The 15,492-nt window shown below is 32.4% G+C and carries 11 protein-coding genes; 8 read left to right on the top strand and 3 right to left on the bottom strand.

Annotated elements, in window-relative coordinates; all coding sequences use genetic code 11:
- The first annotated feature begins 6 nt into the window (after positions 1-6).
- Both NEF87_RS04245 and NEF87_RS04240 read left to right on the top strand, forming a co-directional pair.
- A complete protein-coding gene (locus NEF87_RS04245) occupies positions 7-1,098 on the top strand; it encodes an ABC transporter ATP-binding protein (protein WP_457918787.1) in 1,092 nt (363 codons plus the stop codon).
- A 75-nt stretch (positions 1,099-1,173) separates the two neighbouring features.
- Positions 1,174-1,749: a hypothetical protein gene (locus tag NEF87_RS04240; protein WP_457918786.1), complete on the top strand. Its 576-nt coding sequence runs from the start codon at positions 1,174-1,176 to the stop codon at positions 1,747-1,749.
- A 17-nt stretch (positions 1,750-1,766) separates the two neighbouring features.
- Here the strand turns inward: NEF87_RS04240 and NEF87_RS04235 are convergent, their stop codons facing one another.
- On the bottom strand, positions 1,767-2,066 hold the full coding sequence (locus tag NEF87_RS04235) for a hypothetical protein (protein WP_457918785.1): 300 nt from the start codon (positions 2,064-2,066) through the stop codon (positions 1,767-1,769).
- Between the two features lie 570 nt (positions 2,067-2,636).
- Between NEF87_RS04235 and NEF87_RS04230 the strand changes: the two genes are divergently transcribed.
- Genes NEF87_RS04230 through NEF87_RS04220 form a run of 3 tightly spaced genes read left to right on the top strand, consistent with a single transcriptional unit; the run spans position 2,637 to position 10,708 of the window.
- The gene (locus NEF87_RS04230; RefSeq protein ID WP_457918784.1) at positions 2,637-6,197 is read left to right on the top strand and encodes an FtsX-like permease family protein; all 3,561 of its coding nucleotides are present in this window, start codon (positions 2,637-2,639) and stop codon (positions 6,195-6,197) included.
- Between the two features lie 26 nt (positions 6,198-6,223).
- A complete protein-coding gene (locus NEF87_RS04225; RefSeq protein ID WP_457918783.1) occupies positions 6,224-9,595 on the top strand; it encodes an FtsX-like permease family protein in 3,372 nt (1,123 codons plus the stop codon).
- A gap of 21 nt (positions 9,596-9,616) precedes the next feature.
- On the top strand, positions 9,617-10,708 hold the full coding sequence (locus NEF87_RS04220) for an ABC transporter ATP-binding protein (RefSeq protein WP_457918782.1): 1,092 nt from the start codon (positions 9,617-9,619) through the stop codon (positions 10,706-10,708).
- A gap of 41 nt (positions 10,709-10,749) precedes the next feature.
- Here NEF87_RS04220 and NEF87_RS04215 read toward each other — a convergent pair whose 3' ends face one another.
- Together NEF87_RS04215 and NEF87_RS04210 are read right to left on the bottom strand one after the other, a co-directional pair.
- Positions 10,750-11,328, bottom strand: a complete 579-nt coding sequence (locus tag NEF87_RS04215) for a hypothetical protein (RefSeq protein ID WP_457918781.1) — start codon at positions 11,326-11,328, stop codon at positions 10,750-10,752.
- Entirely contained in the window at positions 11,329-11,601 is a 273-nt protein-coding gene (locus tag NEF87_RS04210) for a hypothetical protein (protein WP_457918780.1), read from the bottom strand. It lies immediately after the preceding gene.
- 209 nt (positions 11,602-11,810) lie between these two features.
- On the opposite strand from NEF87_RS04210, the gene NEF87_RS04205 reads away from it, so the two are divergent.
- From NEF87_RS04205 to NEF87_RS04195, 3 genes are read left to right on the top strand one after another with little or no spacing between them, the layout of a single operon-like run.
- Entirely contained in the window at positions 11,811-12,587 is a 777-nt protein-coding gene (locus NEF87_RS04205; protein ID WP_457918779.1) for a HesA/MoeB/ThiF family protein, read from the top strand.
- A 9-nt stretch (positions 12,588-12,596) separates the two neighbouring features.
- Positions 12,597-14,030 (top strand): Mov34/MPN/PAD-1 family protein, encoded by a 1,434-nt coding sequence (locus NEF87_RS04200; RefSeq protein ID WP_457918778.1) that lies wholly within the window; start codon positions 12,597-12,599, stop codon positions 14,028-14,030.
- Positions 14,031-14,081: 51 nt separating this feature from the next.
- Positions 14,082-15,470: a hypothetical protein gene (locus tag NEF87_RS04195; RefSeq protein WP_457918777.1), complete on the top strand. Its 1,389-nt coding sequence runs from the start codon at positions 14,082-14,084 to the stop codon at positions 15,468-15,470.
- Positions 15,471-15,492: the final 22 nt, after the last annotated feature.

The raw sequence follows: 15,492 nt of genomic DNA, 5'->3' as shown, positions 1-15,492 counted from the left end.
CAAACTATGATCGAAAATGAAAATGAATCATCCAAAACGGATGTAGACGCTAATGTAACACCGCAAGACAAACAAGTCCCCTTGAAACAAAGGCAAGTGAACGTTAGTTGTCAAAATGTCTTTCGCATCTTCCAACAAGGTAATTTGGAAGTAGTCGCCCTTAAGGGAGTCAATATGAATATTTACGCTGGAGAGATTGTTGTGATTATGGGTCCTTCAGGATCAGGAAAAACAACTCTTTTAAACGTCATATCTGGGATGGATCAAGCCAGTGCAGGGCATGTGTTCATTCGTGGGTTTGATGTTACTCGTATGAAGGATGAAGGAGTGCAGCAAATTTTGCAAAATGAAATTGGTATAGTCTTTCAATTTTTTAACCTTATTCCCAGTTTGACCGCAGAAGGAAATGTAGAATTGCCTATGACTATTGCGAAGAAGAGCAATGAGTATAAACGAACTCGAGTTCATGAGCTCATTAAAGAAATCGGGTTAGAAGATCGTGCACATCATCGTCCTTTTACGCTATCAGGTGGGGAAAAACAGCGAGTGGCAATTGCAATGGCATTTGCAAATAATCCCACTATTATTTTGGCCGATGAACCTACGGGTAATATTGATTCTATCTCGTCAGAAAAAATTATGAACATTTTTAGACAGTTCATTCAAAAAAATCCGGATAAATCTATTGTGATAGTCACTCACAACCCAGAAGTCCGAAAAATTGCGGATCGGACTTTAATCATCAAAGATGGGCAGATAATTCGGGAACTGGGAAAAATTGATTCAGAAAGTACCGAATCTATTCATGCAGATGATGAAGGCATGCAAGAGATGGACAAAATTGTACAAATGCAGAAAGAAAAGGATAAGGTGGAAAAAATTCTCAATCCTGATTTTCGTTTCATTGATTTTCAAGATATTAATGTTTGTCCTCGCTGCAAATCGGAGAACATTCTCAAGAATTTCGATCAAGAAGATGGGTCTTATAAGGTGAAGAATAATCAATTGGTGACCAGGGCAGTGATTTTCTGTCCTGAATGTTATCAAGTTTATTATCAATGGGTTAGTTTATTCGATATTCGGCAAGAGGTTTCATAATCTACAAATATAATTAATATTATTTTTTTTTTGGATGTATTTTAATCTGGTGAAACATTGTGATTCTTGTTCTCAATGAATATATTTTTGGTAATTTTTGGATGTTTAGGCCTTATTTTTCGTATTTGGGTAAATGAAATAAAATTAAAGAAGCAATTGAAATATGAGCGCCATTTTACCAGTAGATTTTTAGCAGAATATTTCTTTATTGCGATGATCTTTAGCTTCCAAAATGATGCTTTCAATTTAGTGGTTGCTTGCACCTATCCCATGATGGTTATTTGTATCTTTGTTTTTGATATCCCATTTTTCATTAAATTGAAACAAAATAAAAGTGTTTTACCCGGAGGAGGAGAATTTTCACCCGAAAAAGTGGATCTTTGGGTTATATTGGAGCGATTAACATTGCACATCCCTATTGTTGTAGTTGGATCAATATGGTATCCTCAAGGATTGAAATCGGCAATATTTCCAAATTTAGGTATCGGATCTATGATTTTTGCTTTAATTATGGTATATGGGATTTTTATTTTTGTTGATCCAAGGATAGGAAAGAAGCGGGACTGGCCGGATGGTTTGTGGCTAATGATCGGGGGGATATTGTGGACGATAGGGTTTATTCTCCATTTCTATGTTCTGGATTTTGCATGAAGATTTTTACTAAACAATTATAGAGGAATTTGTCGTAACATATTGGAAGTCGTACGTCGGTTGATAATCTTCATAAGATCTGATGTTTCGTTTCGCATTTTCACAGATAATTCATCTAAATATTCATCGAGCATTTTAAAGTTATTAAAAAATTGTGTCTCATTATTAGCAATGATTTTAACTCCGCGATGTTGAATATATGCATAAATTCCTCCTGTATGAATTTCATGCTTAACATAACAGTTTGGTTCACTTCCATTATTAGAAGATTGTGGCCAAAAATTGTTTTTCAACAGATATTTTCTGTACATGCTCATTGTTTAATTTCCTGTTTTGCTATTTATTTTGTGTTAGATATACCCAGATATTATGCAGCGATAGATATTATTATCAATGTTTAGTTCTCTATTTAAGGGGTTCACTTAATTTTTGGAAGGTTTTTACACTAAACCCGAAGGGTTCTTATTTTTTGGGCGACAAAATCCGCGAAAAATCTTTTTGTTATAATATTAATAAATTTTTGTCGGAATAAAAATCTCTTTCTTCTCCTAAAATGAAGTTTTAGAAGTGTTGAGTTAACTTGTTATCCATTTTTTATTTTTTGTCGAAGTTTTTGCTCTTGTCCCGACAATAATTTGCTGTGTTTGATTGATACCAGGGTGTAGTTTTTAATCGACAAAAATCCATAACATAGTTTAGAAATAGGTGAGTTTGGATAAGATTTTTTAAGGAAGATCTTCCGTTAAATACAAAAAAAGAATTGAAAGGATTATGCAATTGTATAAAAATAGTTTAATATTCAAAAAAATTAACACTTATATAGAATCTCTGAAAATCACATATTTTGGTTTCTAAAACCATTTATTAAGTTTTTCTCTTCAAATAAAGTGAAAGGTGTTGTAAAAATTAGATCCCGAATATCCTATTACATTAAACGAGCATATCATAGTACACGAAGTAATATTTTAATTATCATTGCATTTTCTTTAACAATTAGTGTGATTTTTGGTCTAAATATATATTCCCTTTCTTATGAACGAGAATTACTTGATCGAAAACTCACAAACGTCGTTGATTTTACGGTGGATGTTAGTGCTGATTCTTATAATGGAACTGCGGCATTTGCCAAAAATCAAGAGAAAATCGTTTCCGCAAAAAAAATGATAGAAGAAAGGGATATGGAACTTGATCAATTATTTGACTATGGGTGTTTTCATTCTGAATTTTTAAAACTCGCTTTAAATAGATCGCTGCCCTTTGATCCTACAGAAGAATCTCAATTATCCGTCCTTCCTTTCTCTGTAATTCAGATCGAAAATTCTTTTTATCAGTCTGATAGGTTTAATTCCTTTTTCACGTTGCTGGAAGGACGATTACCACTCTCTTCTAATGAAATTATTCTTGATATCTCCTACATGGAATATTTTAATATAACATTGGATGGATACCAAGATCTAAGCATATGCTTAGAAAAAAATCTTCAAGGTTTTGAACAATTTTTCGATAGTTATGGTGATCCTATGACTATCCATCCTTTGAAATCAACTTTCTTTAATGAAAAGTATAATGGAGTGCACCTTAACTCCACTATTGTTGGTGTTTACGCTTCAAATAAGGTACAATATCGATTTCTCACAAAAAATTTTGAAGTAAATTATCAATATGATCCAGAAACGGGAGTAATTGAATATACTCAAGAATTTCCTGAAAGTGCACCTATTTTAACTGTCCATAATTTTTCTTCACAAGATGATAAATTTGCATATCAAGAACTAATTTATCAGTTTGATCAAACAATTGATAATAATCCCCTAACTCATGTCTCAGAAGCCTTTTTTGGTTTTTTTGGAATTATTAACAGGAATAATGTTGGATTTCATAATTATAATGCTTTTTCGAAACAATTGAATTCTGAAGATAATGTGATTGAGACAAATTTGCCTGATTCGTTTGAACTTACTTCTATACTCTATCCAATAATGAAAAAAGTATATCTTGATACCCTTTTCCTTCGAGGAGTACTTATTGTCTTAAGTATTCCGTTGATTATTGCAGCCATTCTTTTTGGATCTTTTGCACGAAAAACAGAAGTAACTTCTCGTGCTGAAGAATTTTTATTACTCAAAAGTAAAGGGGCGCCCCCAAGGATGACATTCATTGAATTTTTGTATGAAAATTCTTTAATTGGAATAATTTCTTCAACATTAAGTTTAATTTTTGGGGTTTTCTTTTTCTATGCATTTAAGCAATTTTTTACAGGAATATTAATTTATTCCGAATTCCTTAAACCCACGGTAAACTTGTCAATTATTTTACAAATTTTTGCAATTGGGCAGATTTTATCTTTGATTGGGAGTATAAGTGCCTTGAAATCTATTCTTGATATAGATATCGGCAAAGTTCTTGGACAGATTGGATCAGAAGATTTTGAAGCTGAATTCAATGAAAAAACATTGACTCGGAAAAATAAAGTAAAATCCGACGATAGTAATACTATATACACCAGAGATTTTATTGTCTCGGAGAACAAAATTTTAAACGATCAATCAACAATTTCTCAAGGGAATTCAAAAAGAAGAGCACAGAAAAAACGTGATAAGAAAAAAGAACATAAAGAAGAAGTAAAAGATTTTGAAAAAATCAAAGAACTCAAACAAAGAATGGTCTATGGAGAAAATTTTGCCCTTTTAAGCAAAAATGAGGAAAATTTAAGAAAATTGGGCTTAGATTCAAATAAAAAAAAGACCGCGCCAATTAAAAGAAAAAAGAAGCCAATTAAATACTCATTTCTATTGATTTTTAGTTCTTTTATTCCAACTTGCATTTATCTTTTTATATATTATTCAAAATCTCGAGTTTTGTCTGATTCATTGACTGAAGTCGTCGAATTCTTGCAACAAGATGCTATGTTTATCGCATTAAACGTTATCATTGTGATATCTCCAGTATTTTTGGTTTGGGGAATAATAAGATTAATTACCGTTGAAATCCCAATACTATTCTCCAAATTATCTCAAAGAATTGCTCAATTATTCATAAAGGAAAGGAGTTTTTTAGTTGGCATTGAAATGCTCAGAAGAAAACAATATAAAATATTAATTTTAGTATTAGCTCTATTTTCCTCTCTCTTTTCTTTTTCAAATATTTATTTGAATTCAAATGCACGTTATAATTATTTAAGTGAAAATTATATTGTTGGAGCTGATATCACTGCAACGCTTCATAAATATTCAGAAAATATAACAAAAATTTCAGAGTTGCATAATCTTGAAAACACTTTATTGAATTATCAAGTTCCTGAGACTGATAAATATCTCATAAATAATGTTTTGAGCTATTACAAAGAAGATTATGATGTAAATAATCCGGATTGGTCTATTTATGTTATTGAATTTGAGAAATATTTCAAAATAATTGGGGAAAATAATAAAAATTATCCTAGTTCTGCTTTTAAGCAATCATTTAAAGAAGTAATTAAATATAATAATGATTTTCTAAAGATTGAAGAAGAACCATCAATAGATAATCAAGATGATAATAATCGAAGTTCAAAAGGAGAACCTGCAATAGGAGAACTTATGAGTATTCCTTTAACATCTTGTCAGGTCCCTGGTATTATTGTAAATGATCTTTTCTTAGAGAATAATGGTGTTAAAGTGGGGGATTTACTGGATGTCAAACACAGATCTTATGATTTAGATACTCATACTCCTTATTTTTCGAAATTACGATGCAAAATTCTAAGTTCCCTCAATATTTTTCCTGGATTATATACTGAATATGTTTATCAAACTAAAAATGATGAAGTCATTCTATTCGATGCTTCGTTTCTGGAGATACCTGATTATTGTCTCCCTTCAAGCCATATTTATCAGATGATTGATATTGACCCCACCGTGGAGTCAGATCCCAAAATTTTAGAAGCATATATTGAAAATTGTACAAGTGACTTTTCAACTTTATATAAGGAACTGGATTTTTACGATCAAGATTTTAAGATGCTAGAATTAGACACATCCCTAGATATTCTTGGTTTCTATACCGTGTTATATATTGATTTTATTATTGTTGGAATTCTAATTGCATTTGGTTTATCAATTGTATTAATTGCTCTAGAACGAGAAAAGAAATATTTTAATGGGGTTTTATTGGCCCGTGGATTTGGTAAAAAAGGATTATTAAGTTTGATTTTAACTGAACTTTTTGTATTATTCTTTATTGCTATTCTTTTTGGACTGGGAATTGGTGTTGTATTTTCGACAGTTCTTGTTAAAATGGATCGAACGTTAGATCCATCAAAAAGCGCAATTGATTTACCTATTTTTATCAATCTATTTGATATTATTGGAATAATTAGTCTAATAATTGGACTATCGTTTGGAATTTCATATTTTATTTATAAAAATGAAGCGAGGAAAAAAATCTCTACATTTTTCCACAAGTTTTAACGGAACATAAGCAAATCGGTGAGAACATGAACAATCGTTTAAAATATTATTTCAAACAAGGAAGAAAAAGTATAAAGAAAAGTGTGTTAATTGTTATCGGATTAGGGATCGCCTTAAGTATGGTTTCTGGTATCTATATATTTACAGATTCATATAAACAAGAAACCCTTCAAAAATCCTTTGGACAAATTGATGATTTTAACATTTTTTATCGAACTTTAGATAATAATTCAACTTATACCTTGGAAAGTGAAAAAATTGAAAATTTTATCCCTTCATTCTCTGAATTTAACAAGCATATTGATATTATTGAACAATATTCCTTTGAGATCATCCAAGATTATCGTAGAGTTGCTTTCTTCAAAAATTATACCCAAATCCCAACTTCCCAAAGACCAGTTCTGAATAAATATTTTTCTTCTCAATTGCAATACAATGCCTATTCGACAAATTTTTATGAATCTGCGCGCTTCAATCGATATTTTAAAATATTAAATGGTACCTTTCCCACTTCTATGGATCAAATTTTAATTGATATCAATTTTGCACAAAAGATGAATTTATCTATTGGAAAAGATCAAATGATTGAAATTTGTGCTTATTCATCGCTTTATGACGGTGATGATGATCAATTAACATTACGAGATGAGGTACACACTCTAAATTTTTCAAAATTTGAAGTTGTCGGTATTTATGCATCTAAATTGGCCCATTTAAAATTTTCACAAGACAATTATTTTTTTGGCTATCACTTCGATGAACTAACCCAGAAAATTTCACCTGTATCAGAAAATTCTTTAGAAGATCCAAAAATCAATCCTCCTCTGTTTACATTCTTGAATACATCAAAAAACATTTCATCCAATCCATTAGAAGATGTTTTAGCTCGAATCAACGTTGATTTTTCAATAATCAACTTTTTTCCCATTCGAGGGTGTTCATTAATTTCAGATAGAAGTTCTATCTCTTTTAATTTCCTCTCTACAATCACAAACAATATTGGAGAAGCTGGATCCGAATTTTCTCTTACTTTACCTGATTATATGGACTTTGATAATTCTCTCTATCTCGCTTTATGCGAATTTTCAACTCAATTGAAGGATATCCGGATCAGTCTTCAGTTAATTGTTCTTCCCATTCTTATCTTTGCGATTTTTATTGGAGCATTTGCCTTAAAAGTTGAGCAGAAAAATCGGATTGAAGAATTTCTTCTCTTGAAAAGTAAAGGTGCTTCAACAAAAATGCTTTCTATTCAATTGATTATTGAAGGAATTTTTATCGGAGTTTCTTCATCTATTTTTGCCTGTTTCTGTGGGATTATCGTATTTTATTCATTTCGTACTACTTTATTAAGTCTTGTTAGCTGGAATCAAGTTTCACTAAATTTACCTATTTTTTTTTCATTTAATAGTGTCCTTTTGACATTTCTCGCCGGAATCATTATAACCCAAGTTGCCAATGTTTTTTCATTGGTATATCTAAAGAATGTATCCACAAAAGAACTACTTAGTAAGGTAAATTCAGAATCATTTGATATCACATATGACGAAATAACTTTATTTAACAGTTCAAAAACCAAGAATGTTACTTTAAATGATCTACCCTTCTTTTCTGGCAATATTGAAGAAAAAAACCCATATTTTCTTGATGATATTGAAAAATCAAAAAAAAAACCCGCTGAAACAGCTCGCAGGTTATCAAGCAATAAAGAAAAACCATTAATAATTGATAGAATTCTAAAACATCAGAATTTATACAAAGATACTGTTTCTTCGAATGAAAAGGGGAAAGTTCATAGATTTGGCATTATTTTAATATTATTCTCTCTTTTTCCCCTGATCTTTTACTTAATCGTTGATAATGGGAGAAAAGGAACCAATGATACATTAATCTGGATTTCTGAACTAATTTCTCCTTTCAGCCAGCCGTTTGCAGTACTATCCATACTTTCACCTGTTTTAATGGTGGTTGGAATAATTCACCTAATCGCTTATGAAAAACCTAGTCGTTTAGGACGGTTATCAAAGATAATCGTTTCTATTTATTCAAAAAGTAAATCAAAATTAGTTGCCTTGAATATAATAAAAAAAAAGCCTTATATAATGACTATGTATCTTATAGGCATTTTTGTCTCCCTCTTGACTTTCTCTAATATTTATTTTCAGACATCCGTAAGAACAGAAATTATTGATAGTAACTTAAAAATTGGAGCTGATTGTAAGATTAGTTTTGCTCAAATTCCAATTAACGAAGAAAATGGGCTTGATTCTTCCTCAAAAATCCGCTGTGCAGAAGATATTGATTCAATGGAAGATCAGTTATTAAATTTGACATTAACTGACAATCAAAACATGAGTACCAAAGCTGTCACAACGTTTGTAGATTCTGGAAGTCCCGCTTATTTTAGAGTGTATCATGAAACAACGAAATATATTACAAATGTTTCCAAATATCTAGATCTTATATCAGAACCAGAAAAACTTGAACCAGAAAAGAATCTTTATAATAGATTACGTAATTTGACTCTGTATAATAATAATCTTACATCTGGAAAATTACCAGGTGTAATCGTTAATTCACAATATCAAAAAGCTCATCTAAAATCCCTTTATGAGAAAACTTCAATTAATCATTATTATTATGACCCATTAACAAATCGAATGCAATTGGACGAGATTGTAGCAATTATATTTGATGTAATTGACACTCTTCCGGGTTTTTACACTTCTAAAAGTTCAAGTTATTATAATGAAGAAGAGTTCATGCTTATAGATCTAAGTTCGGTCAATACGAATTCTTCATATTTGCATAGTTTGCAATTTTTTACTTTAATGAATTTGAATGAAAATTGCACTTTGGATCAAAGTGGACTATCTAACAAGATCAGTGAAGTCACAGATAATTTTAATGGTCATACTTATGTCAGTATATATCAAGATCAGTGGAATGATATGGCTCTCGATATAATACAATTTTCCTCAGGAACATATGTAATTTTTTATTTTGAATTCATCATCATTGGAATTCTGATGGCGATTGGAATTGGAATACTATTGGTTTACTTACGGAAAATGGACAAGCATTATCATGGAACACTACTAGCTCGAGGTGTGGGGAAGAAAGGGTTATTAGCGCTGACATTTATGGAAATTTTTGTCATATTCTTCATTCCAATATTTAATGGAATCATCAGTGGTTCCATTTTTGGAATTGTACTCTCCAAAATAATTAAATTGGTCAATTTTGAAGGTTCATCATATAGATCCCCTATTTTTTGGAACGCAATTGATTTAGTTGGGATTATTGCGATTATTCCACTACTTTCCTTTCTGATATATCTCCTTCTCTATTATTTGGAGTCAAAAAGGAAATATACCGACTATTTCCATCAATTTTAAAGTATTGAGGTATGCAAAAAAATGATAAAAAATGAAACTGAAGCATCTAAAATGGATGAAGGCTTTATAAATGCGTCCGATGATAAGAGTCTCCCTTTAAAACAACGACAAGTGAACATTAGTTGTCAAAATGTCTTTCGCATCTTCCAACAAGGTAATTTGGAAGTAGTCGCCCTTAAGGGAGTCAATATGAATATTTACGCTGGAGAGATTGTTGTGATTATGGGTCCTTCAGGATCAGGAAAAACAACTCTTTTAAACGTCATATCTGGGATGGATCAAGCCAGTGCAGGGCATGTGTTCATTCGTGGGTTTGATGTTACTCGTATGAAGGATGAAGGAGTGCAGCAAATTTTGCAAAATGAAATTGGTATAGTCTTTCAATTTTTTAACCTTATTCCCAGTTTGACCGCAGAAGGAAATGTAGAATTGCCTATGACTATTGCGAAGAAGAGCAATGAGTATAAACGAACTCGAGTTCATGAGCTCATTAAAGAAATCGGGTTAGAAGATCGTGCACATCATCGTCCTTTTACGCTATCAGGTGGGGAAAAACAGCGAGTGGCAATTGCAATGGCATTTGCAAATAATCCCACTATTATTTTGGCCGATGAACCTACGGGTAATATTGATTCTATCTCGTCAGAAAAAATTATGAACATTTTTAGACAGTTCATTCAAAAAAATCCGGATAAATCTATTGTGATAGTCACTCACAACCCAGAAGTCCGAAAAATTGCGGATCGGACTTTAATCATCAAAGATGGGCAGATAATTCGGGAACTGGGAAAAATTGATTCAGAAAGTACCGAATCTATTCATGCAGATGATGAAGGCATGCAAGAGATGGACAAAATTGTACAAATGCAGAAAGAAAAGGATAAGGTGGAAAAAATTCTCAATCCTGATTTTCGTTTCATTGATTTTCAAGATATTAATGTTTGTCCTCGCTGCAAATCGGAGAACATTCTCAAGAATTTCGATCAAGAAGATGGGTCTTATAAGGTGAAGAATAATCAATTGGTGACCAGGGCAGTGATTTTCTGTCCTGAATGTTATCAAGTTTATTATCAATGGGTTAGTTTATTCGATATTCGGCAAGAGGTTTCTTAATTCACAAAAAAAGAGAGAAAATCATTTTTTTTAATTCAAAATTACTTTCTAGTTGAAGTTTCATTGGTTTTATCCCAATTTTTAATGATTATATTTTGCATCGCTGCAAACCAGAACCAAACTTCGCGAATGAAGAAATGAACAATGCCTAAATTTGATTCCCATGCATTTGCAAGTTCAGCCATATGATCATGGCAAATCATGACATATTCTTTACCTGTTTGAGGATCTTTCCATGAGTTTTTTAGATAAATTTTCCCACAGTAATTGGCAATATTTTTCTCTAATAAGCAGCGGGGAATAACTCGAGGATATTCTGAGTTCAGTAAAATTACCATGTCAAACCGAATTTCTGGTCTGGACGGAATTTGGAGATGTCCTTTCCATAGGCTAAAATTATATCGCGGATTTGCATCGGGTTTTAATAGGAACCATGGACGGGGAAGTTCACTTTTTAAAAAAGTTACATATTTTGATAAAGAAATAATCTCCAGTTTAACTCGTTCATGCCATGCTGAATGTTTGGGACCAACTTTTCCCCATTTATCTTGGAAAGGTGGGATATATCGTTCTGCAAGTCCAGCATTCCAGCCGGAAACTTTTGCTTCCCCATTTACCATTTAATTTCCACCGACAACCCCTTGATCAATAATTTCAAAGGCAAATCCATATTTATCCGCAACTTTTGATACAGACTCCATTAAATCTGTATTTGTTAGAACTAATCCTGTCGGGGTGGCCAAACTTAGAGTTTGCATTGAAACTCCAAATTTTTTACATACTTCTTCAATTACATCTACAAAATCTAAGGAAGGACTTGCGGGAAAAGGGATCTGACGTTTCTCTGGACCAACCCGAGTTGTAAAATAGAACATTATCGTATTATCACTCATAATTTTCATCTTCTAATTCTTATCTTTTTATCGTAAACATAGCGATATTATATTGCTTTATCTATGGCAGTTATGATTTAAAATTTTATCTTAATCATTTTTTGAGATTCCCTCAAGTAGTGTAACTATCGAAAATTTTAATTACATCTGATCCAATATTTAGTCAAGAAAAATAATATCCAAAATACCAGAAATCGGATTGAACAATATTGGAAACTCAAATATCGGATAAAAAAGAAGATAGATATACTCGCTTAAAAGCAATAAGGCAATTTGGTTACGATATCTCTTGGGAGTCCTTAAGACAAAAATCTGTTACCATTGCTGGGGTAGGGGGATTGGGAATCATCTCTTCTGAAATGCTCGCTCGGTGTGGAATAGGAACAATTTATATTTTTGATTATGACATTGTAGAAGCAGTAAATTTGAATCGTGTTGGTTTCATGGAAGCTGATATAGGTGTTCCCAAAGTCAAAGTCGTTGAACAGCGTTTAATTGAAATCAATCCTGATGTTAATATTATCGCAGTTCATGGGGATATTATGATGTGGGGTATTGATGACCAATTTGACGAAGCAGTGAGTAAATCTGATTTGGTTTTAATGGGGCTTGATAATTATCCTGCTCGGAGTTTTTGTAATCAGAAATGCATCAATCATAAAAAATTATTAATTGATGCAGGTGTATCACGTTCTGCTCTCTCAGGAAATGTTCATCCTATTTTTCCCGGTAAAAGTGCTTGCATGATGTGCACTGCTCGTTTGAAAGGAACGAATGAAAAAAAGGAGAGGGGAGAAGCATGTACTGCTTCATTACCTACAACAATGGCAATTATTGCTTCGTTGCAGGTACAAGAAGCATTAAAATATATGTTAAATCTTGGAACGTTGGTAGATTATCAAACCTATAATGCTTTAACGGGTGAATTTCGAAATTTTATTACTTCGAGAGATCCAAAATGTCCTGCATGTTCCGATTTAGAATAAGGTGAAATAATGTCAGAAAGAGAAATTATGGGTGAAGAAGAATGGGACCGCCAAAAAAACTTGGAAAAAAAGATTATAACTCGTAAGGATGGTCCAAAAAAGATTATTGCGCCATGGATACTTGATTTTATTAAAAACCATGCTTTATCTTCTCCAAAAGAAATCTATGGGTGGTTAATCGGGAGAGAAAATCCTGAAGGCGATTTAATCGTTCTCACAGCCGTTGCCTGTCAACGATATCAGCTTCAGACTTATATTGGTGCGGCACCCGATCCTCGAGAAGTTCAAGAACTTAGTTCTTCCCTTCCTCATGGGGTGGGGATGATTGGTATTTATCACTCTCATCCAGCGGATATCTTCCATTCTAGCGTAGATGATAGAACTTTACAAAATTTAGCACGCTACTATCCAAAGATGATAAGTGCAGTCACAAATAGCAATTCCTCGGAAGATGATGAACAGAATAAAACTCGATGGTTTCAGTTATCGTCGGAAGAAAAATCCACGAATGAAATCGAAATGACCGAAGAAATATCTCCGATTGAACATTTCAATAGTATAAACACTTATTGTCACCTTTCTATCGATCTGATGATACCGATCTCAGGTATGATTAATCAAGTCTTATTAAAACACCTCATGGGAAATTTTGAACATATTTGGAGCCATGGACAATTTAGTTTTCTTGTCGAAAGCACCAAAAAACGAAAACGATATGTAGATCATCAAAGTAAGCGCGGGATTCCCCCTTTAGAAACATCAAAGGAACTCTTTGAAAATGAAGTTATTAAGCTTAAATCTTCACATTCTCTCGGAAATTTGCCCCAAAATACCTTGAAACGAATGTTTAAAAAAAAATCTTCTATTTTCATAGATCTCTCTTGTTCAAATACTAATATTTCCAAAAAAATGTCTTCAAATAAAGAAATTCAATTGCAAGGTGATATATATTTTAGTTTTCACCAAATTTTGAATTCTCAGAAAGCAGAAATTCAAGAAGATATGATTGCAAAAATAAAAGCAGAGGTTATGGATTTAATGATTCAATCTGTATCAAGATGTATATTTGAAGGAAAAACCCCACGTAATTTAGAAATTATTGCTCCTGCTCCTATCCAATTACCTTATCCAGGATTATCTATGATGTTAAATGTTATGAATCGTCATATTCCTTCTTTTATTGATAAGATCAATGCATTTAAAAACACTTTAGATGGACTTTCACCGTTAGCTGCTGAATATTTTCCAAATCATGATCAAATATTCCAGCAAGATGACAATATCATGCAATCTATGTTTAAGCGCGCAAAATATCTAATCTTTTCTGGAAAAGCCATAGAATCTTGTGAAATCTTATATGTGCTTCAAGATATTTACAACATTCGAGGAAATTTTGAGAAACGAGATGAAGTTTCTCAGATCATCCAAATGATCCAACAATAAAATTATAAATTCTGAATCTATATTTTTTAACAAAGACAGCTGTGAATGAAAATGAAAGTAAAACTTAGCCCTCAAACTCGGAAGCAAGCAATTCTTCATTGCTCTGAATCAACTCCGAATATTTCTTCTGGTCAAACTTATATTGCAATTTCCACAATTCGATCGAAAACCTATTCATTTATTGTAAAAATTCTTGAAATTGTGGAGGATTCTTCTCATAATGACATTCCACTCTTGGAAGTTGATAAATACCTCTCAGGAATTCTCAGTCAAAATGATACAGTCGATTTATATCCATATAATTTATCCCACGCTGAAGAGATCACATTTGGCATTTCTGAAAAGAATCTGGCGATTACACCTGGGAATTGGACAGCAAGCATCAAGGATGGTCTCTTGGGTAATATATATGATGTTGGGACAGAAGTTAAAAGTGCGATTGATGCGGGTAAAGGTATAATGATTCTTCGAGGGTTTGCAATTAAAGCTCAGCCTTTATTGCCTGTTGAAATAGGCCCTACGACTCAAATTTTTCTTGAAAAATATGCTGATGATGAATTAGAACACATGGAAAATGCTTTAGAACAGCAAAAAATAGATCGAACAGAACAAATGAAGCTCAATATATTGCAAAATTTAATTGCTAATGTGAAAAGTAGCAACATGGTTCAAGCAACTGAAAGTTTGGATTTGAACTTTGATTCTTCCGATCCCAAGATGTTGGATCAAAGCATCGTTGGATTATTTACCAGCTATGAACTTTTTGATGAGAAAATTACTGATGAGAAAAAGAAGGGATTTACTACGTCTCGATCTTTTGTTATCCATGATCAAGGTGTCCCAAAAGAGTTAATTGAATATCAAATGAATTGTCATAAAGATCATGGAACCGTTCTACTTCGCGTTTATCATGAAAATGGTGTTCATGCTGAGGAACTTGCTGAAGATTTACAAACTAGTATTCGTAAGTTACATGCTGGTCTTAAAGGGAAGCAGAAGAATAAAGAAATTGAAAATCAAATTCGTACATATGTCTTAATGAAGGGTGCCGAACTAAAAGAAGTTGCAGAAGTCCAATTACCCATGGCTGCTTTATATACTGAAATATCCCAAGATTATCCTGATTGGAATTTATCTATGAAAAAATTTGTCAAAATTGTTAAAAAAATGGTCAAAAGTGGGCTGATTTCTGAAGTACAAAAGCTTCCAACGGGATATTATATGGTATTATTCCATCCTTTAGAATTGACTGAAGATCCTTCTCGTTTATTGAAATTTGCTCAAACCACCGGGGTTCTGACAAAAGAAGAAATCATGACCAAATTGGGTTGGACTGAATTTCGCGTGAAAGAAGCGCTTGATTTCCTGGTGGAGCGGAAAATGGCCAAAATTGATAAATCATTCCGATTGGGCACACGTTTTTACTTCATGGTCAAATAATTTTGTTCCTTTTTTTGATTTT

Origin of the sequence: Candidatus Lokiarchaeum ossiferum, from assembly GCA_025839675.1 — an archaeon.
Lineage (GTDB): Archaea > Asgardarchaeota > Lokiarchaeia > Sigyniarchaeales > Promethearchaeaceae > Lokiarchaeum > Lokiarchaeum ossiferum.
The sequence above is the reverse complement of the archived record's forward strand: the minus strand, read 5'-3'. Positions and strand labels throughout refer to the sequence as shown.

What these genes read in the sequence shown, in the direction of transcription:
- NEF87_RS04245 (WP_457918787.1), top strand. Translation starts at nt 7, where the DNA reads ATGATCGAAAATGAAAATGAATCATCCAAAACGGATGTAGACGCTAAT.
- NEF87_RS04195 (WP_457918777.1), top strand. Translation starts at nt 14,082, where the DNA reads ATGAAAGTAAAACTTAGCCCTCAAACTCGGAAGCAAGCAATTCTTCAT.
- NEF87_RS04220 (WP_457918782.1), top strand. Translation starts at nt 9,617, where the DNA reads ATGATAAAAAATGAAACTGAAGCATCTAAAATGGATGAAGGCTTTATA.
- NEF87_RS04225 (WP_457918783.1), top strand. Translation starts at nt 6,224, where the DNA reads ATGAACAATCGTTTAAAATATTATTTCAAACAAGGAAGAAAAAGTATA.
- NEF87_RS04235 (WP_457918785.1), bottom strand. Translation starts at nt 2,066, where the DNA reads ATGAGCATGTACAGAAAATATCTGTTGAAAAACAATTTTTGGCCACAA.
- NEF87_RS04240 (WP_457918786.1), top strand. Translation starts at nt 1,174, where the DNA reads ATGAATATATTTTTGGTAATTTTTGGATGTTTAGGCCTTATTTTTCGT.
- NEF87_RS04200 (WP_457918778.1), top strand. Translation starts at nt 12,597, where the DNA reads ATGTCAGAAAGAGAAATTATGGGTGAAGAAGAATGGGACCGCCAAAAA.
- NEF87_RS04215 (WP_457918781.1), bottom strand. Translation starts at nt 11,328, where the DNA reads ATGGTAAATGGGGAAGCAAAAGTTTCCGGCTGGAATGCTGGACTTGCA.
- NEF87_RS04210 (WP_457918780.1), bottom strand. Translation starts at nt 11,601, where the DNA reads ATGAGTGATAATACGATAATGTTCTATTTTACAACTCGGGTTGGTCCA.